Source organism: Pseudomonas sp. B21-035, assembly GCF_024748945.1.
Classification (GTDB): Bacteria; Pseudomonadota; Gammaproteobacteria; order Pseudomonadales; family Pseudomonadaceae; genus Aquipseudomonas.
Genome location: NZ_CP087179.1, coordinates 3,474,689 through 3,492,934 on the forward strand (window position 1 = coordinate 3,474,689; position 18,246 = coordinate 3,492,934).

At 64.1% G+C, this 18,246-nt stretch carries 15 protein-coding genes; 8 read left to right on the forward strand and 7 right to left on the reverse strand.

Going from position 1 to position 18,246, the window contains the following annotated elements; genetic code table 11:
- Nucleotides 1-26: 26 nt before the first annotated feature.
- Nucleotides 27-725: a CoA transferase subunit A gene (locus LOY22_RS15750; protein WP_045194087.1), complete on the reverse strand. Its 699-nt coding sequence runs from the start codon at nt 723-725 to the stop codon at nt 27-29.
- A 137-nt stretch (nt 726-862) separates the two neighbouring features.
- Here LOY22_RS15750 and LOY22_RS15755 point away from each other — a divergent pair, with 137 nt between their 5' ends.
- Complete coding sequence (locus tag LOY22_RS15755; protein WP_258593872.1) at nt 863-1,756, forward strand: LysR family transcriptional regulator; 894 nt, start codon at nt 863-865, stop codon at nt 1,754-1,756.
- A gap of 13 nt (nt 1,757-1,769) precedes the next feature.
- Here LOY22_RS15755 and LOY22_RS15760 read toward each other — a convergent pair whose 3' ends face one another.
- Nucleotides 1,770-2,873, reverse strand: coding sequence for a DUF2235 domain-containing protein (locus LOY22_RS15760; RefSeq protein WP_093381578.1), 1,104 nt, complete (start codon nt 2,871-2,873; stop codon nt 1,770-1,772).
- Between the two features lie 130 nt (nt 2,874-3,003).
- Here LOY22_RS15760 and LOY22_RS15765 point away from each other — a divergent pair, with 130 nt between their 5' ends.
- Genes LOY22_RS15765 through LOY22_RS15775 form a run of 3 tightly spaced genes read left to right on the forward strand, consistent with a single transcriptional unit; the run spans nt 3,004 to nt 6,925 of the window.
- A complete protein-coding gene (locus LOY22_RS15765; RefSeq protein ID WP_258593875.1) occupies nt 3,004-5,223 on the forward strand; it encodes an AAA family ATPase in 2,220 nt (739 codons plus the stop codon).
- Entirely contained in the window at nt 5,220-6,077 is an 858-nt protein-coding gene (locus tag LOY22_RS15770; RefSeq protein WP_093381572.1) for a hypothetical protein, read from the forward strand. The genes LOY22_RS15765 and LOY22_RS15770 overlap by 4 nt, the downstream gene beginning before the upstream one ends.
- Complete coding sequence (locus LOY22_RS15775) at nt 6,077-6,925, forward strand: aldo/keto reductase (RefSeq protein ID WP_258593877.1); 849 nt, start codon at nt 6,077-6,079, stop codon at nt 6,923-6,925. The genes LOY22_RS15770 and LOY22_RS15775 overlap by 1 nt, the downstream gene beginning before the upstream one ends.
- Nucleotides 6,926-6,940: 15 nt before the next feature.
- Here LOY22_RS15775 and LOY22_RS15780 read toward each other — a convergent pair whose 3' ends face one another.
- The 4 genes from LOY22_RS15780 to lexA are packed head-to-tail and all read right to left on the reverse strand — an operon-like array spanning nt 6,941 to nt 12,677.
- A complete protein-coding gene (locus LOY22_RS15780; RefSeq protein ID WP_258593879.1) occupies nt 6,941-10,045 on the reverse strand; it encodes an error-prone DNA polymerase in 3,105 nt (1,034 codons plus the stop codon).
- Complete coding sequence (locus LOY22_RS15785) at nt 10,021-11,436, reverse strand: DNA polymerase Y family protein (protein WP_258593881.1); 1,416 nt, start codon at nt 11,434-11,436, stop codon at nt 10,021-10,023. Before LOY22_RS15785 ends, LOY22_RS15780 begins: the two co-directional genes overlap by 25 nt.
- Before the next feature lie 6 nt (nt 11,437-11,442).
- On the reverse strand, nt 11,443-12,060 hold the full coding sequence (gene imuA / locus LOY22_RS15790) for a translesion DNA synthesis-associated protein ImuA (RefSeq protein WP_258593883.1): 618 nt from the start codon (nt 12,058-12,060) through the stop codon (nt 11,443-11,445).
- Nucleotides 12,060-12,677 (reverse strand): transcriptional repressor LexA, encoded by a 618-nt coding sequence (lexA, locus tag LOY22_RS15795; protein ID WP_045194093.1) that lies wholly within the window; start codon nt 12,675-12,677, stop codon nt 12,060-12,062. The genes imuA and lexA overlap by 1 nt, the downstream gene beginning before the upstream one ends.
- 77 nt (nt 12,678-12,754) lie before the next feature.
- Here lexA and LOY22_RS15800 point away from each other — a divergent pair, with 77 nt between their 5' ends.
- The 4 genes from LOY22_RS15800 to LOY22_RS15815 all read left to right on the forward strand — a co-directional run bounded on the left by LOY22_RS15800 (nt 12,755) and on the right by LOY22_RS15815 (nt 17,211).
- Nucleotides 12,755-13,411 (forward strand): HAD family phosphatase, encoded by a 657-nt coding sequence (locus LOY22_RS15800; protein ID WP_258593886.1) that lies wholly within the window; start codon nt 12,755-12,757, stop codon nt 13,409-13,411.
- 161 nt (nt 13,412-13,572) lie between these two features.
- Nucleotides 13,573-14,292, forward strand: a complete 720-nt coding sequence (locus tag LOY22_RS15805) for a thioredoxin family protein (RefSeq protein ID WP_258593887.1) — start codon at nt 13,573-13,575, stop codon at nt 14,290-14,292.
- Nucleotides 14,293-14,393: 101 nt separating this feature from the next.
- Nucleotides 14,394-16,211, forward strand: a complete 1,818-nt coding sequence (locus tag LOY22_RS15810; protein WP_258593889.1) for a hypothetical protein — start codon at nt 14,394-14,396, stop codon at nt 16,209-16,211.
- Between the two features lie 82 nt (nt 16,212-16,293).
- Nucleotides 16,294-17,211 (forward strand): bestrophin family protein, encoded by a 918-nt coding sequence (locus tag LOY22_RS15815; protein ID WP_258593890.1) that lies wholly within the window; start codon nt 16,294-16,296, stop codon nt 17,209-17,211.
- Here LOY22_RS15815 and LOY22_RS15820 read toward each other — a convergent pair.
- Entirely contained in the window at nt 17,192-18,184 is a 993-nt protein-coding gene (locus LOY22_RS15820) for a bile acid:sodium symporter family protein (RefSeq protein WP_258593892.1), read from the reverse strand. The two genes, LOY22_RS15815 and LOY22_RS15820, sit on opposite strands and share 20 nt — an antisense overlap.
- Nucleotides 18,185-18,246 lie beyond the last annotated feature (62 nt).

Below are 18,246 nucleotides of genomic sequence, written 5' to 3' on the forward strand. Positions count from 1 at the left end.
GATCTCTTTATTGTTCTGGGGTCGGGTCAGGCTTTGACGGTGCGTTTTTCGATACGCTTCTCGAAGGTGCCGACGATGACCCGGTCGACATAGATGCCCGGGGTATGGATTTCGCTCGGCAGCAGCACGCCCGGCTCGACGATCTCTTCGACCTCGACCACGGTGATCTTGCCGGCGGTGGCGGCCAGCGGGTTGAAGTTCTGCGCGGTGTTGCGGTACACAACGTTGCCGTAGTGGTCGGCCTTCCAGCCCTTGACGATGGCGAAGTCGCCGGTGATGGACTCTTCAAGGATGTACTTGCGGCCGTTGAATTCGCGCACCTCTTTGCCTTCGGCGACCGGGGTGCCGTAGCCGGTGGCGGTGAAGAAGGCCGGGATGCCGGCGCCGCCAGCGCGCATTTTCTCGGCCAGGGTGCCTTGCGGGGTGAGTTCCACTTCAAGTTCGCCGCTGAGCAGCTGGCGCTCGAACTCGGCGTTTTCGCCCACGTAGGAGGCAACCATCTTGCGGATCTGGTGCTCTTCAAGCAGCACGCCCAGGCCAAAGCCGTCGACGCCGCAGTTGTTGGAAACCACGGTCAGGCCCTTGACGCCACGGCGCTTGATTTCGGCAATGAGGTTTTCCGGGATGCCGCACAGGCCGAAACCACCGGCCAGTACCGTCATGTTGTCGGTCAGGCCTTCAAGGGCCTGTTCATAGGTTGCTACGCGCTTGTCCAGTCCGGCCATGCTGATCCGCCTTTTGTAGTTGTTGATCCGACAGGGGTGTCGGCGAGCGTTTGAACCATCTTCACCCCTGAGCACTTATTTGTTAATTTTGTTTTTATGATCGATTGATTAACTTTTCAAAAGAATAGCCTAGCCCGATGAACGTCAAACAGCTGCGCGCCTTCGTCACCGTCGCCAAATACCAGAGCTTTGCCCAGGCTGGCGAACACCTGCACCTGTCGCAGCCTGCCCTGAGCCTGACCATCAAGGCCCTGGAGGACAACCTCGGCGGCGCCCTGCTCAGCCGCACCACCCGCAGCGTCAGCCTGACGCCGGAGGGCGAAGTGCTGCTGCCGCTGGCCCGGCAACTGCTGGCCGACTGGGACAACACTGAAGAATTGCTGCGCCAGCGCTTTACCCTGCAGCTTGGGCGGGTGTCGATCGCCGCCATGCCGGCCTTTGCCGGCAACTTGCTGCCGGCGGCGCTGAAGGTGTTCCGCCAGCGCTACCCGCGGGTCAACGTCACGGTGCACGACGTCATCAACGAACAAGTGCTGGAACTGGTGCGCCACCGCCGCGTCGAACTGGGCATCGGCTTCGAACCCGAAGCCAGCGAGCCGCTGCGTTTCACGCCGCTGTACCTGGACCGCTTCGTCGCCGTGGTGCCGGCCGACTCGCCGCTGGCGCAACAGCCAAAGGTGAGCTGGCGTGAACTGCTGGGCGAAGACTTCATTGCCCTGCAACGCCCTTCGGCGGTGCGCCTGCTGCTGGAGCAGCACCTGGCCGCCGAACACGGCAAGCTGGCGGTAGCCTTTGAAAGCCATCAGCTGTCGACCATCGGCCGCATGGTTGCCAACGGCCTGGGCGTCAGTGCCGTGCCGGCGCTGTGCATCGGCCAGATGCAAGAGCTGGGTGCGCGTTGCGTGCCGCTGGTAGAACCGAGTATAGAACGGCGTATTGGCGTGACCCTGCTGGCCGACCACAAGCTTTCGGCAGCGGCGCAGGCGCTGCTGGAGGTGCTGCAGGAGTGCAACGCCGGTAATCTGCTATGAACTGCCGACTCACTCAAGGCAGATCGGCGACATAGGTCACTTGCGTCACACCATTGACGATGCTTGCCGACGCATAACCGCCTGCCTTGATTCGTGCATCAACCGATTCATGCACCAGCAATGCGTTGGGCAATACCCGCGGGTAAGGCTGGCGTAATGGCGGCATGGCGCCAATGACCAGTTTGCGCCTGCCCTTGCTCCATACCAGCCGCGGGACCCATTCGGCAATTCGCCAGGCACGGTTCATCGAGTCATGGGATTGCGCCAGAGGGTCCGGGGCTACGCCGGCCAACGGGTTCAATTGTGCCTGGCAGGCCTGGGCGTCCAGGGCCAAACCTGCGGCACCGGCCTGGGCGAACATCCAGCGCAGGGCCACCAGGGCCAACTGCGACTCGGCAACCGCATAACCGCCACCGACATCACAGTGCACGCCGCGAAAAAACACCTCTTTGACATCGGTCGGATCTGTCGGCTTGGCCCGCCACAAGTGCTGGCGAAAGAAGCAACGACGCTCATCAAGCGACACGGCATGACGCACCTTCGCCACACTTGGGTTGCTGGCGGTAAAGGGAATACTGACCGGGTCATAGATCCAGCCCAGGGATTTCACCGTGTCGAACAGGCCAAGAAAGCTGATCTCCAGGTCGCGGCCAAACGTCTCCTTGAACTGGCGCTGTAGAGCAAAATCAGGGGTCTTGTCCTGGTCTCGGGCCAGCAGCATGGACCAGGCATAATCGAAAAGATGAGTCTGATGGGCCGGCACCAACCCCAGCCCATGCACCAGGGCGGCGAGCACCCTGGCCGCGTAAGCGCCGCGCGAGAAGCCGAAAACAAACACCTGGTCGCCCGGCTGATACTGCTCGGCAAGAAAACGATACGCCCCTTCAACATTGCGCTTGAGCCCCCAGCCGAAGGCCAGGCCAAAGATCCGCGCCGGCAGTTTCTGCCATTCGAACAGGGTTTCCTTGAGGCCGAAGGTACCGACGCCCTGATCATAGTAAGACAGGACTTGCTGCGGGTCAGGATTGAGTGCCCGCACAAGGCGCAGTATATGCGTCGGTTGCTGACTGAAACGGTTGTTGGTGCCGTCCAGGCATATCACCAGTTGCCGCGCCATGTGCAGAGCCTCCTGTGCTGACGCTTTGACTATAGGTCAATGATGCTTTATCGCCATCAGCTGCGTTGCAACAGCTATAGTCAGCACATCACGCGCAGTCGCAACCCCCTCTTCACTGGAGTCTAACCCGATGATCAGGATCGAACGCGGGCCAATGCCAGAGGTGTTTTCCTCCGCGGCGTTTACCCGGCTACGCAGTGAAGCCGAGGCGTTCTATCGCCAGCCTGCGGCGAAACGTGCCCAGGCGCGTTTTGGCTTCCAACGCATCGCCGCACGCTTGCACCCGGATATTCGTCTGCTCTGGAGTGAACGCCAGGTCAATAAGTGTGCCTATTGCGAGCAGTTGGTCAGCCGCCCGGAAATCGAACTGTTCAGACCTCGCTACGGCAGCACCGACTTCAGCGGTGGCGTCTCCGATGACCACTATTGGTGGTTGACGTTCGAATGGAGCAACTACCTGCCCAGCTGCGCCGAATGCAATGCACTCAAGGGGCCGCGCTTTCCGGTGCAAGGGCCACGGGCCAAAATGGGGACCACCGGGGAAGCCCTGCGCCAGGAAAAAAACCTGCTGCTTGATCCCGCTGAAGATAATCTTGATGGGGTATTCCTGTTTCTCAGCGACGGCAAGATCACCAGCGCAACCGAACGCGGCCAGGCCACCATCGATGTGCTGGGCCTGAACCGCAGCAACCTGATCAAGGCCCGGTCGGATGACCTGCGCAATCTCGAACATCTGCAAGCGCTGATGAAAAACAAGCGTCCCGACACAAAGAGCCTGGAATACCTGGCGCAAATGGTCAGGCCGCAGAGCCCGTTCTGCGCCATGCGCCGCCAGTTTGTCCGGGCCTGGGCGGAACAAGTGGTCGCGCAGTTCCCCAGCAGCCACAAGCGCATGACGGATTTCCTCAATTTCAACACCGCGCTGGGTGCCTCGAGCAGCGCGAGTAACAGCAAGGCGCTGCGCGATGCGTCCAGAGACCTGACACAACGAACCAAGGCGCTTGAGTCATTCTCGATCGAGCAATCGCAGCCGCCCGAACAACTGTATCGGATGTCTCAGTACATTGAGCGCATGGAATTCAGGCATATCCGCGCGGTTGACCACCTTCAACTCGAACCCTCGTTCAGCGATGGCAAGATCGGCTCCTGGTACATGCTGCTCGGTGAGAACGGCACGGGCAAGAGCACCTTGCTCCAGGCACTGGCGTGCGCGCTGATTGGCCAGAGTGGCGTTGAACGGTTGGGCGTGCAGGCCACCGACCTGCTGCAAAAAGGCGCAGCCCGCGGCGAAGTCAGGGTCGAGCTGTCTGGCATGTCGGAACCTATCGTCATGACCCTGACCCGGCGCGGCAACAAAATCAGCATCAAGCCAGCGGAGCCGAAAGTCATGGTACTGGCTTATGGCGCGACTCGTTTAATGGGTAAACCGCAGCCAGCCGACCCGTCAGCTGCGGCCAGAAGCAAAGTGGAAAACCTGTTCGACCCGACACGCTTCCTCGACAACGGAGTCCCCTGGCTGAACACCGCAAGTTCGGCAGAATTCAATCGCTTCGCCCGCTCTCTGACCTCGTTGCTGCCCAGCGCCGACGGCGTCCAACTGGTTCGGCGCAATCATCAGATCATCGTCAAGAGCCCCTCCGGGCAAGATACCCTGACAGCCGTCAGCAGTGGCTACCAGGCCGTGCTGGCATTGGCCATGGATATCATGAGCATCATGCGCCTGGGCTGGCAGGATATGTCCTCGGCGGAAGGCATTGTGCTGATCGACGAAGTCGACGCCCATCTGCATCCGCGCTGGCGAATGCGTATCGTGCAGCGCCTGCGCGAAGTGTTTCCGCGAGTACAGTTCATTGCCACCAGCCATGAACCCCTCACCCTCAGGGGGCTGGACAGCAGTGAAATCGCCGTACTGACCCGCATTCTCGATGGCCCGGTCACGGCCATGACCACCAAGAACACTGAACTGCCCTCCCCACGCTTCATGCGCGTCGATCAACTGCTGGCGTCAGAATACTTCGGCTTGCATTCGACCGAGGACGTGGAGATCGATCGCCTGTTCGAGGAGTACTACCGCCTGCTGGCCATGGAGCAACGCAGCCCTGGCCAGCAGGATCGCCTGCAGACCATCAGCGAGCAGTTGCGGGGCAACAACAAGATGGGCCTGACGCCTCGGGAGCACATGGTTTTTGAAGCGGCCGACAAGTTCCTGGCCGAGCGCATGGCCAGTGCCCGCGAGCTGCCGGCGGAGGATGAGCATGATGCGCTCATCGAACTCAAGAGCCTGTGGGAGGAAATCCAGCTTGAACCGGCCCAGCCTGTGGCGCACGACGGGAAAGGGCCTGAATCATGATCAAGGTACAACGCAGCGCCGCTCCGGCCGTGCTCGATGGGGCGCAGTCTGCCGGCCAGGACGAGACCCGGCGCGCGATCGCGCATATCGTCAATGCCACGCCTGCCACCCCGCCTCCGCCCTTTGAGTTCAGCGTGTACAAAGACCCGGAAATCGTCGAGGCCCTGCGCGTGCTGTTCCACAAGAAATGTGCCTACTGCGAATTCAATTACGCCGCCGGTGGCCCGGAAGACATCGAGCACTTTCGCCCCAAAGGCGCTGTGGTGATCAATGGCAAAATGAGCAAACCCGGCTATTACTGGCTCGCTGCCGACTGGGACAACCTGCTACCGTCGTGTATCGATTGCAACCGCAAACGCGGCAAGACCTTTGCCGATGACAGCACCGGCATGTCCGGCAAAGCCAATCTGTTCCCTGTGGTCAATGAAACGCTGCGCTGGCGCGACCACGCCGCGCAAAAAAATGAAATTGAGTTGCTGCTCAATCCTTGCGTGGACGACCCCGAGCAGCACCTGGAGTTTCTTGCCAAGGGCCTGGTCCGCCCCAGGACAATCCAGATAGCTGCCAACCTGGTGCCCAGCCCGAAGGGGCAAGTCTCCATTGAAGTGTACGGTTTATTGCGTCGCGACCTCGTCGAACAGCGCCAGCTCAAGGAAAAGCGCGTCAAGGCGGCGCTGGAACGAGCGCTCAAAGCCATTGAAATGATGCGCCAGGCTACCCATCCGGCGCTCAAGCAAGATCTCAGGGATCACGCCCGGCAATTACTCGAAGATGCCAGAAGCCACCTGGCACCAAACGAGCCTTTTCTGGCCGTTGCCCGCACCATTTTCAAGAACTACGGACTCGATTGCTGATGACTGACACGAAGGCCCCCCTCACACGATTGCAAACAACCTCCCACAAGCTTTCCAGGATTGGCCAGGGCACCTGGTACATGGGCGAAGACCCGGCCCGCCAGCACGCCGAAGTCGCCGCCTTGCAGCACGGTATCGAGCTGGGCCTGAACCTCATCGATACGGCCGAAATGTACGCCGAAGGCGGCGCGGAAACCGTTGTAGGCAAGGCCATTGCCGGGCGTCGCGAGCAGGTGTTCCTGGTCAGCAAGGTGTACCCGCACAACGCCAGCCTCAAAGGTATTCCCGCGGCCTGCGAACGCAGCCTCAAGCGCCTGGGCACCGAACACATCGACCTGTACCTGCTGCACTGGCGCGGCCAGTACCCGCTGGCGGAAACCGTCGAAGCCTTCGAGCGCTTGCGCGTCGAGGGCAAGATCGGCCGTTGGGGCGTGTCCAACTTCGATGTCGACGACCTGCGCGAGCTGTATCAGCTGAGCGGTGATTGCGCGGTCAACCAGGTGCTCTACAACCCCTCCCAGCGCGGCATCGAATACGACCTGCTGCCCTGGAGCCACAAGCGTAACCTGCCGACCATGGCCTACTGCCCGCTGGCCCAGGCCGGGCGCTTGCTCAAGCACCCGACCCTGGCCGAGATTGCCGAGCGCCATGGTGCGACGCCGGCGCAGGTGAGCCTGGCCTGGGTGATTCGCCAGGACGGCGTGATTGCCATTCCCAAGGCGGCGGACCTTGAGCATGTGCGCCTGAACGCGGCGGCGGCCAACCTGGTGCTCAGCAGTGAAGATTTGCGCGCGATTGACCGGGCCTTTGCGCCGCCGACACGCAAGCAGCATCTGTCGATGGTATGAGGGCCGCGATGCTGTTCAGTGAAAATCCCGACTGCGCACATCCAGCCCCTGCAACAGCGGGCTCAGATCCTCCAGGCGCTGGGCAATCAGGTGACGCACCCCGCTCTCGCACTCCAGCTTTCCGCTCACCCGCAGCAGTTGCGCGCCCACCAGCACCCGCCGCTGGCGCTCGGCCAGGTCGCGCCAGACCACCACGTTGACGTTGCCGAACTCGTCTTCAAGGGTGACGAAGGTCACCCCGCTGGCGGTCCCCGGTCGTTGGCGCCCGGTCACCAGCCCCGCCACGCTGACCCGATCGTTGTGTTCGGCCTGCTCCAGCGCTTGCGAACTGCGGCACCCCAGGGCATTCAGGCGGCGGCGCAGCAAGGTCAGCGGGTGCGGGCCGAGGGTGGTGCCGACACTGGCGTAGTCGGCGAACATGTCCTCGCTCAGCGACGGTTGCGGTAAATCCACCGGTGCTTCCACTGGCGCCTCGATGCCAGCGAACAACGGCAGTTGCGCCTGCACCGCGGCCACGCTCCAGCGCGCCCGGTAACGGTCGCTGGCCAACCCGCGCAAGGCCCCGGCATCGGCCAGCAGCTCACGCGCACGGGCATCGAGCTGCGCCCGCAGGCACAGGTCACTGACATCGCGCCAGCCGCACTCGGCCCGCGCCTGTTCGATGCGCAAGGCGTCCTGCTGGCGAAAGCCGCGCACCTGGCGCAGGCCCAGGCGAATGGCCAGGGCGTCCCCTGCCCCCGGCTCCAGGCTGCAGTCCCAGTCGCTGTGGCAGACATCCACCGGGCGGATCTCGAGGTGATGACGGCGGGCGTCCTGCAGGATCTGGTCGGGGCTGTAGAAGCCCATGGGCCAGCTGTTGATCAGCGCACAGGCAAAGATTGCCGGCTCGTGGCACTTGAGCCAGCAACTGGCGTAGGTCAGCAAGGCGAAGCTGGCGGCGTGGGACTCGGGGAAGCCATAGCTGCCAAAGCCCTTGATCTGCTCGAAGATGCGCTCGGCAAATTCTGCGCTGTAGCCGTTGTCGAGCATGCCCTGGGTCAGCCGTTGGCGGTGCGGCTCCAGGCCGCCGTGGCGCTTCCAGGCGGCCATGGCCCGGCGCAGCTGGTCGGCCTCGCCGGCCGAATAACCGCCGGCGACCATCGCCAGTTCCATCACCTGCTCCTGGAACAACGGCACGCCGAGGGTGCGTTCGAACACCTGCTTCAGCGCATCCGACGGATAGCTCACCGGCTCAAGCCCCTGGCGCCGGCGCAGGAACGGGTGAACCATGTCGCCCTGGATCGGCCCGGGGCGAACGATAGCCACCTCGATCACCAGGTCGTAGAAGTTCTTCGGCTTGAGCCGCGGCAGCATGGCCATTTGTGCCCGCGACTCGATCTGGAACACACCGACGGTGTCGGCGCGGCCGATCATCGCGTAGGTCGCCGCGCAGTCGGCTGGCACGCTGGCCAGGGTCAACCGGCGGCCACGGTGGCGATACAGCAGGTCGAAACAGCGGCGCAAGGCGCTGAGCATGCCCAGGGCAAGAATATCGACCTTGAGCAGGCCGACCAGGTCGAGGTCGTCCTTGTCCCACTGGATCACCGTGCGCTCGTCCATGGCGGCGTTTTCCACCGGCACCAGGCTGTCCAGCGGCTGCTCGGAAATCACGAAACCGCCCGGGTGCTGGGACAGGTGGCGGGGAAAGCCGATCAGCTCGCCGGTCAACGCCAGCACCCGGCGCAGCAACGGGCTGTCGGGGTCGAAACCGGCTTCGCGCAGTTGCTCGGGCGGCGGCAGGCGGTCGCTCCAGCGCCCGCAGCAATCGGCCAGGGCGTTGATCTGCTGCACCGGCAAGCCCAGCACCCGGGCGATATCGCGCACTGCACCGGCAGCGTGGTAGGTGCTGGCCACGGCGGTGAGCGCCGCGCGATGGCGACCGTAGCGGCGGAACACGTACTGCAGGACTTCTTCGCGGCGGTCGTGTTCGAAGTCGACGTCGATGTCCGGCGGCTCGTCGCGCTCGCGGGACAAAAAGCGCTCGAACAGCAGGTGGCTTTTCATCGGGTCGAGCTCGGTGATGCCGAGCACGAAACACACCACCGAGTTGGCCGCCGAGCCGCGCCCCTGGCAGAGAATGCCCTGGCCCCGGGCGAAGTTGACGATGTCGTGGACGGTAAGAAAGTAGCTTTCGTAGTTGAGCTCGGCGATCAGCTGCAGCTCGTGTTCCAGGGACTGGCGCGCCTTGTCGCCAATGCCCCCGGGCCAGCGCTCACGGTGGCCGCGCTCGCACAGATGGCGCAGCCAGGCGCTGGCCGTCTGGCCTTCGGGCACCAGTTCGCGAGGGTATTGATAGCGCAACTGGCCCAGGTCGAACTGGCAACGCGCAGCAATGCGCAGGCTTTCTTCGAGCAATGCCGGCGGGTACAGCTCGGCCAGTTGCGCCAGCGGGCGCAGGTGCCGTTCGCCATTGGCGAACAGGCGCTGGCCGGCCTCGGCCACGCTGCAGTGATGGCGGATGGCGGTCATGCTGTCCTGCAGGGCACGACGACCACGGGCATGCATGTGCACATCACCGCTGGCCACGGCCGGAATATCGAGGCGCTCGGCCAGGGCCAGCAACTGTTGCAGGCGCCGCGGGTCATCGGCGCCACGGTGCAGCTCGACCGCCAGCCACAGCCGCTCGGCGAACACCTCGCGCAACCAGTGGCCGCTGGCCTGGTCAGCCTCACTGCCGTCCGGCACCCATAGCGCCAGCAGGCCATCCAGGGGCGTGGCGAAGTCTTCGCGCAGCAGTTGGTACTCGCCCTTCTTCGCCCGTCGCCGGCCCAGGGTGATGAGCTTGCACAGGTGCTGGTAGCCGCCAAGGTTCTCGGCCAGCAGCACCAGCTTGGGGCCGTCGTGCAGGCGCACTTCGCTGCCGACGATCAGCGCCAGGCCCGCCGCCCTGGCTGCCTGCCAGGCACGGACGATACCGGCCAGGGTGCACTCGTCGGTGATTGCCAGGGCCTGGTAGCCCTGCTGGCGGGCACGCTGGAACAGCTCCTGGGCACTGGAAGCGCCGCGCTGGAAGCTGAAGTTGGACAGGCAGTGCAGCTCGGCGTAGCCCGGGGTGTTCATGCGAACCAGCCCTGTAGCCACAAGCGGCCGTCTTCACCGAGGGTGCGGTAGGCCCAGCCGTACAGACCGCTGGCGGTACGCACCCGGTAGTAATCGCGGCGCACATCGCCGCCGTCCCACCAGCCGGACTCGATGCGCTCGGCGCCGGTCAGCAACTGCACGCCGACGCCGGGCAAGGCCTGGGGCTCGGCCAACAGCCAGCCCGGGCGTGGCGCACCTGGTAGCGCCAGCGCCTGCCGCGACCCGTCGCCCGCCTGCCAGGCGCACTCGGGGCGGTGATCGGCCTGGGCCGCAAGCCCCCGTACCGCTTCGTCGCCCAGCCGCGCGCGCAGGCGTTCGCGCAGTTGCTCCCAGGGCTGGTTCTGCTGCGGGCGCGGGTCGAACAGTTCGGCGCGCTGCGGCACGAAGGCCGGCAGGTCTTCGGCCAGCAGGCGCAGGTTGCGCACCGGCGCGGCAATTTGCAGTTGCTCAAGGCGGCCACGGGCCAGCTCGAACAGCAGCGACGGATCACGCTCGGCCGCCAGCAGGCCGACCGGCACGCAGGTGTCGGGCCCTTCGCCGTGCTCCAGGTGCAGGGCAAAGCGCTGCACGCCGCTGTCGCGCCCGGCGAGGAAGGCGGCAAGGTCGTTGATCAGCCGGCGCAGGGGGAACAGCAGGGCTTGATGGGATTCGACATCGAAGTTCAGCTCCAGGCGCGCATCGAAGCGGTCCGGTGGCAAATAGAATTCCAGGGCCATGGGCCGGCGCCCGAGCAGGCGGTCCAGGTGCAGTTGCACCGCTGCGGCAAAGCGCCGGGCCAGGGCATCACGGGGCAAGGCCAGGACCTGGCCGAGCTGGCGCAGGCCCATGCGCGCCAAGGCGTTGGCGGCCTCGGCGGGCAGGCCGACGCGGTCGATGGGCATCTGCTCCAGCGCCGCGCGGGTTTGCTGCGGGCACTCAAGGGCCAGGCCGTCGTGGGCATTGGCGAGCATGCGCGCCGCCACCGGGTTGCTGGCCAGGACGATGCGGTGACGAAAACCCAGCGCCTTGAGCTCTGCGCGCAGCCGCGCTTCAAAGGCCGGCCAGGGCCCGAACAGGCCGAGGCTGGACTCGACTTCAAGCAACAGCACCCGTGGGTAATGCAGGCTGACCTGGGAGCTGAAGCGATAGGCCCAGGCGGCCAGAAACTGCTGCAATTGCTCGATAGCTGCCGGGTCGTGCTCGACGCAGGTAAAACTGCCGGCCAGGGCCTGGGCGGTGGTCAGCGCCTGCCCGGCGCGCAGGCCCAGGGCAGCGGCTGGCGGGTTGACCGCCTGCAAGACCCGGCGCTGGGCCGGGCCGCTAAGCAACACCAATGGCGTGTCGGCGTCGTCGCGGGCGCGCAGCACGGCGTCGAGTGCCAGCTGCGGCAGCAGGATACAGGCCCAGAGCATGATCCATCAGCCTCGCCCGGGGCAGGCAATGGGCGTGGCCGGAGCCAGGCCGCCGCGGCACTTGAGCACCCGCCACTGGGCCGGCTGGGCATCGACGGCAATGCGCAGCGCCGCCGGTGACGGGTTGAGCGCAGCCTGTTGCGGGCGACAGGCAAAGGCCAGGGTCTGGCCGCTTTCGGCGGCAACCTGCAAGCGGCGCAAGGCGCGATCATCGGCCTTGTGCGGCCAGCACAGTACGGCGCCGCAACTGCCCGAGCGCAAACACTGCTCGGCGGCCCAGAGTACTTCGCTGGCAGTGGCCTGGACCACTGCCAGCCACTGCAGGTCGACCCCGGCCGCCTGCCAGGCCGGCGGGTAGGGAATGAACGGCGGCGCAATCAGCACCACCCGCTCGCCGGCCTGGGTCAGGCGCGCCAGGCTCGGCCACAACAATTGCAGCTCGCCACAGCCTTCGGCCGCCAGCAGCAGCTCGGTCAGCGCCCCGGGCGGCCAGCCGCCACCGGGCAGTGCCGCATCCAGGGCGGCATGACCGCTGGGCTGCAGGCCCTGGGGCAAGGCCTGCGGGCGGCCCTTCCAGAGCCGTTGCTGGTCGAGCAGGCCGTCGAGGCTGACCACCGCGCCCATCAGCCGCGCCTCACCAGGCCGCAGAACACCCCTTCGATGACGAAGTCGTGCTCCGGGCCGACCTCGATGGGGGCATAGGCCGGGTTGCGCGGCAGCAGGCGGTAATGCCCGCCGGCGCGTTCGAAGCGCTTGATGGTCACCTCGCCGTCCAGGCGCGCGACGATGATCTGCCCGTCACGGGCCTCGGCCTGCTGCTTGATGCCGACCAGGTCGCCATCGAGGATGCCGGCGTCGATCATCGAGTCGCCGCGCACCTTGAGCAGGTAGTCCGGCGAGCGGCTGAACAGGTGCGAATCGAGCATCAGTTGTTCGTGGATATCCACGTCCGGGCCGATCGGCCGGCCGGCGGCGACCTGGCCGAGCACCGGGATCTCCAGCACCTCGGGGCGGCGCAAGGCACCGGCCAGGCGGATGCCACGGGCCTGGTTGGGGGTGACCTCGATGAAACCGGCCTCGGTCAGCGCCTGAATGTGCTTGCGCGCGACACTGCGCGAGGCAAAACCGAAGGCCGTGGCGATGTCGGCCAGGCTTGGCGGCTGGGCCTGATCGGCGATGCGCTGGCGAATGAAATCGAGAATAGCGCGGCGTTTGGGCGATAGTTTATTCATGGAGTACATTTGTACTCTTTTCCTACGCATCTGACCAGCCCCGCTGATCCGGTTATCATGGCCGGCCACCGCAGCGGAAGCCGACCATGCTTGATGCCCTGTTGTTCGACCTCGACGGTACCCTGACCGATACCGACAAACTCCACCTGCTGGCCATGCAACAGCTGTTGCTCGAAGAAGGCCGGGTGTTCACCGAAGCCGAGTTCGATGCCCACGTCAGCGGCCGGGCCAATGCCGACCTGTGCCGTTACCTGTTCCCCGACCGCCCGGTGAGCGAGCACCAGCTGTTCGCCGAGCGCAAGGAGGCGCGCTTTCGCGCCCTGTCGCCAACCTTGCAGCCCACCGCCGGCCTGCTGCATTTGCTCGAACATGCCGAACGCCAGCGCATCGGTGTTGCCGTGGTCACCAACGCGCCACGGGCCAACGCCGTGCACATGCTCGCCGCCATGGGCCTGGAGCAACGCTTCGAGCATGTGCTGGTGGCCGAAGAACTGGCCCGGGCCAAGCCCGACCCGCTGCCCTACCTCACCGGCCTTGAACGCCTGCAGGCGCGGGCGGCGCATTCGCTGGCGTTCGAGGATTCGCTGCCGGGGGTGAAGGCGGCCAGCGGCGCGGGGATCTTTACCGTCGGGCTATCGACCAGCCAGCGGCCTGAAGCCTTGCTGGAGGCTGGTGCGCAGTTGGTGGTGGAGGATTTCGACGATGAGCGCTTGTGGGCGTTGATCGGGCGGATGTCCGGCTGAAAGTGAAACCTGATCGCGGGGCAAGCCCGCTCCTACAAGTCTGTGGGAGCGGGCTTGACCCGCGATGAATTCACCACCGTTCATCAGCCCTGCACTCACCTCTGTCGAATCCCCCACCCGACAATCGACCATGAGTACATCCCCCCAGCGGAGCCGTACCCATGGACAACCATCAAAACCCCCAGGTGGTCTCGCGCAGCGAATGGCTCAGCGCCCGCCGCCAATTGTTGCTGCATGAAAAGGCCCTGACCCACCAGCGCGACGAACTGAGCAAGGCCCGTCGCGCCCTGCCCTGGGTGCGGGTCGACCAGGACTACCGCTTCGAAGGCCCCGAGGGCCGCCTGAGCCTTGGCGACCTGTTTGCCGGCCGCAGCCAGCTGCTGGTCTATCACTTCATGTTCGGCGAAGGCTGGGATGAAGGCTGCCCGGGCTGTTCGTTCCTGGCCGATCATTTCGACGGCGCCAACCTGCACCTGGCCCACCACGATGTGTCGCTGGTGGCGGTGTCGCGCGCGCCCTACGTCCAGTTCCAGGCGTTCAAACAACGCATGGGCTGGAAGTTTCCCTGGGTCTCGTCGCATGCCAGCAGCTTCAACCAGGACTTCGGCGTCGGCGCCAAGGGCAGCGACCAGTACAACTATGAGCCGTACTCGGGCGAGGAAACCGAGCTGCCAGGCCTCAGCGTGTTCTACCGCGACGCCGACGGCACGCTGTTCCACACCTACTCAAGCTACGCCCGCGGCCTGGACATGCTGGTCGGTACCTACAACTTTCTCGACCTGATGCCCAAAGGCCGCAACGAGGAAGGCACCATGGACTGGGTGCGCCATCATGACCGTTACCAAGACCTCGCCCAACCACCCCACTGCTGCCATGAATAGCCGCGCTACCTGGTATTTTTGCCAGTAGCCAGCACGCCCTGGCGGTGCTCGAATGCACCGAGGCCTGTCGACCGACAGGCCCCACCCCGGAGGCAGGGCGTATGGAACTGTTCATTGATCACACCGATTTCGAACCCGGCAATGACCCATGGAATGCTTGGCAGAAAGGCCCCAATGGCCAGGCGCTGGCGCTGACCTGCGACGGAGGCAACCACTTGGCGCACTTCGAAGGCTTTGCGGGCAACCTGCTGGGCAGGGTGATGCGCAAGGAACTGGCAGGCCTGACACCCGGCACCGACTATCGCCTGTCGATGCGGGTAAAACGCAACGGCAACAGCTCCAAGACCCCTCACCTGTCATTCGAGCTCGATGGCACCCGACTCGAGGGCGAGTTTGCCGTCACCGCGCCTGAATGGCAGACCTTGCGTTGGCAGTTCCGTGCCCGTGAACATTCCCACGCTATCGAACTGATCGGGCGTGACGATACTGGCAACGGCAGTGATAACGGTGCTGACTTCAGCTTTGACGATATCCGCATTCACCCCACCACCATCACGGAAAAATTCGACGGCCGGGCAAATCAACTGATCGACCCAGGGCAAAGCATTCAACTGCCGACCATGACCATTAGCCTGCTCGAAGGTCCTGCTGGCATCAAGGCCGGTATCGAGCGCTACGCCTATCCAGAGGCAGGTTTGCTGGAGGGTGAAGCGATCGTCCTGCAACGCGGCGTGAGTAACCCTGCTTCAGCTCAACAGCTGCGGATCGCCCCCATTGTACCGTGCGATAGAATCAAGTTCGCCTGGACCTGGAGACAACGTCCGGGCGAAGTCGAGTTCTACGATGAGCAAGGCCAGCTGCTTGAAACATTGAGCTTTGACGGGGAGCCCAAACACCATTGGGTGGAGTATCAAGCGCCAGCCAATCGCCCGATCGCCTCGCTGGTGATTACCTCGCGCGACCACGCCTTCCTCGATTTTTTCACTTTCTCTCAACTACCCGACGAGGCCGCGACAACACTCAACACTGTGTTCATCGATCACACCGATTTCGAACCCGGCAATGACCCGTGGAATGGTTGGCAGAAAGGCCCCAATGGCCAGGCGCTGGCGCTGACCTCCGATGGCAGCAACCACTGGGCGTACTTCGAAGGCTTTGCGGGCAACCTGCTGGGCAGGGTGATGCGCAAGGAACTGGCAGGCCTGACACCCGGCACCGACTATCGCCTGTCGATGCGGGTAAAACGCAACGGCAACAGCTCCAAGACCCCTCACCTGTCATTTGAGCTCGATGGCACCCTACTCGAAGGCGAGTTTGCCGTCACCGCGCCTGAATGGCAGACCTTGCGTTGGCAGTTCCGCGCCCAGGAGCACTCTCACACCCTCGAGCTGATCGGGCGTGACGATACCGGCAACGGCAGTGATAACGGTGCTGATTTCAGCTTCGATGATATCCGCATCCAGCCCGCCATCGTTCACGAGGATTTCAATGGCCACCCGCAAACAATCATAACGGCCGGCCAACATATCGACCTGAGCACCTTGCGAGTGACGCTTTTGCCCGGTTCTACAGGAGAAGCCGCCATTCAAAAACATACCGGCGAAGTGCCCGGCCTGCAGGAAAAGGAAGGCTTGGCAATATGCCGCAACCAGGGTATTCAGCAACCACAAGTACTACGATTTGACTTGGTCGGTATCTATGCATCCTTGAAGTTTGCCTGGACCTGGCATGACCACCCTGGCCAAGTCGCGTTCTTCAACGCCAAAGGTGAATTGCTTGAACGACGTGACGTCCAGCCACCCGCTGGCCGCCACTTGTGGATAGAGTTCACTGCCCCGACAGACAACCCAGTTGCCAGCCTCGAAGTCAAAAGCCAGGACTTTGCCTACCTGGACTTCTTCACCTTCACCAGCGCTTGACCCCATCAGACTGTATCCCGGTCCGGCTTTGCCCTACAGTAACGCGCGTCAATACTCGCGTTACTGTACAGGGCCTGCCTTGATGATCATCCAGCCACAAAAACCCTCCATCCGCGTCCTGCTGTTTTCGCTCAAGGGCTCGATCATCCCGGCGATCTGGCGCAAGGTGCTGTACACGGTGCTGATCAGCTCTGCAGTGGTAGCCACCCATGGCACCCTGTTCGAGTACAAGGTGATCCTCACCGCCACGCCCTTTACCCTCTGGGGCCTGACCCTGGCGATTTTCCTCGGCTTTCGCAACACCGTGGCCTACCAGCGTTTCTGGGAAGCGCGCACGCTATGGGGCGAGTTGCTGATCGTCAGCCGCAACCTGACCCGCCAGACCCTGAGCCTGCTGCCCGACCTCGACGCCAGCCAGCGCCGAGCCCTGCTCGACCCCTTGATTGCTTTCGCCTACGTGCTGCGTGACCAGTTGCGCGGCACCCCGGCCTGCGCCGACCGCCAACGCCTGCTCGACACGCCGACGCGCACCACCCTGGCCAGCAGCGATGCGCCTGCCAGCCGCCTGCTCGGCCAGCTCGGCCAGCGCTTCATGGCCCAGGCCCGCGATGCCGGCGCCGGCGAGGTGATCCAGGCCAACCTCGACCAGCAGCTCAACCGGCTGTCGTACGTGCTGGGTGGCTGCGAGCGGATCAAAAACACCCCCATCCCCTACCCCTACATCCTCATGCTGCACCGCATCGTCCACGTCTACTGCTTCCTGCTACCGTTCTGCCTGGTCGACAGCATCGGCTGGTTCACGCCGTTTGCCGTGTGCGTGCTGGCCTATACCTTCTTCGGCCTGGATGCCCTGGGTGACCAGATCGCCGACCCGTTCGACACCCAGCCCAACGACCTGGCCCTGGATGCCATGTGCCGCAACCTGGAAATCGCCGTGCGCGAGCTGGCCGATGAGGCGGCGCCGGCACCACTGCAACCGGTCAAAGGGGTTCTGTTGTAAGCGAGGGTTCTTCAGTACGCGCGGCATAGCGCTGGGCCAATACCGCGCAGACCATCAGCTGGATCTGGTGGAACAGCATCAGCGGCAGGATCATTGCACCGATACCGCCGCCGACGAACAGCACCTGGGCCATCGGCACGCCGGTGGCCATGCTTTTTTTCGAGCCGGCAAACAGAATGGTGATGCGGTCTTCGAGGTTGAAGCCCAGCCAGCGCCCAAGCGCGCCGGTCAGCCACAGCACCAGCGCCAGCAGCAGGCAGCAGACCAGCGCCAGGCCCAGCAGGCGCGACGCAGGTACTGCATGCCACAGGCCGCTGACCACCGCATCGCTGAAGGCGGTATAAACCACCAGCAGGATCGAACCCTGGTCGACGCTCTTCAACCAGCGGGCATTGCGCGCCACCCAGGCGCCGATCCAGCGCCGCGCCAGTTGCCCGGCCACGAACGGCACCAGCAGTTGCACAACGATTTTCAGCACGGCATCGAGGCTCGAGCCGCTGTCACCCTCGACGCCCATCAGCAGCACCACCAGCAACGGCGTCAAGACGATGCCGAGCAAACTCGACGCCGCCGCGCTGCAGATCGCCGCCGGTACGTTGCCACGGGCCAGCGAGGTAAAGGCGATGGCCGACTGCACCGTGGCCGGCAAGGCGCACAGGTACAGCACGCCCAGGTACAGTTCATCGCCCACCAGCGGCAGCAACAGCGGCTTGAGCAGCATGCCCAGCAGCGGAAACATCACAAAGGTGCAGGCAAACACCAGCAGGTGCAGGCGCCAGTGCCCGGCACCGGCGGCGACCGCCTCACGCGACAGCTTGGCGCCATGCAAAAAGAACAGCAGGCCGATGGCAAGGTTGGTCAACCAGCCGAACAGCACGGCGCCACTGCCTTCGCAGGGCAGCAGCGTGGCAATGAGGATAACCCCGAGCAGCGCCAGGGTGAAATTGTCGAACAGCATCCGCAGGTACTTCATGGCCGCTCCCGGCTTGTTATTGTGGCGCCGCAGACGTTAAGGTCTTTGCCCGATCTTGACTA

What these genes read in the sequence shown, in the direction of transcription:
- LOY22_RS15765 (WP_258593875.1), top strand. Translation starts at nt 3,004, where the DNA reads ATGATCAGGATCGAACGCGGGCCAATGCCAGAGGTGTTTTCCTCCGCG.
- LOY22_RS15800 (WP_258593886.1), top strand. Translation starts at nt 12,755, where the DNA reads ATGCTTGATGCCCTGTTGTTCGACCTCGACGGTACCCTGACCGATACC.
- LOY22_RS15820 (WP_258593892.1), bottom strand. Translation starts at nt 18,184, where the DNA reads ATGAAGTACCTGCGGATGCTGTTCGACAATTTCACCCTGGCGCTGCTC.
- imuA (WP_258593883.1), bottom strand. Translation starts at nt 12,060, where the DNA reads ATGGGCGCGGTGGTCAGCCTCGACGGCCTGCTCGACCAGCAACGGCTC.
- LOY22_RS15755 (WP_258593872.1), top strand. Translation starts at nt 863, where the DNA reads ATGAACGTCAAACAGCTGCGCGCCTTCGTCACCGTCGCCAAATACCAG.
- LOY22_RS15750 (WP_045194087.1), bottom strand. Translation starts at nt 725, where the DNA reads ATGGCCGGACTGGACAAGCGCGTAGCAACCTATGAACAGGCCCTTGAA.
- LOY22_RS15805 (WP_258593887.1), top strand. Translation starts at nt 13,573, where the DNA reads ATGGACAACCATCAAAACCCCCAGGTGGTCTCGCGCAGCGAATGGCTC.
- LOY22_RS15760 (WP_093381578.1), bottom strand. Translation starts at nt 2,873, where the DNA reads ATGGCGCGGCAACTGGTGATATGCCTGGACGGCACCAACAACCGTTTC.
- LOY22_RS15815 (WP_258593890.1), top strand. Translation starts at nt 16,294, where the DNA reads ATGATCATCCAGCCACAAAAACCCTCCATCCGCGTCCTGCTGTTTTCG.
- lexA (WP_045194093.1), bottom strand. Translation starts at nt 12,677, where the DNA reads ATGTACTCCATGAATAAACTATCGCCCAAACGCCGCGCTATTCTCGAT.
- LOY22_RS15775 (WP_258593877.1), top strand. Translation starts at nt 6,077, where the DNA reads ATGACTGACACGAAGGCCCCCCTCACACGATTGCAAACAACCTCCCAC.
- LOY22_RS15810 (WP_258593889.1), top strand. Translation starts at nt 14,394, where the DNA reads ATGGAACTGTTCATTGATCACACCGATTTCGAACCCGGCAATGACCCA.
- LOY22_RS15770 (WP_093381572.1), top strand. Translation starts at nt 5,220, where the DNA reads ATGATCAAGGTACAACGCAGCGCCGCTCCGGCCGTGCTCGATGGGGCG.
- LOY22_RS15785 (WP_258593881.1), bottom strand. Translation starts at nt 11,436, where the DNA reads ATGCTCTGGGCCTGTATCCTGCTGCCGCAGCTGGCACTCGACGCCGTG.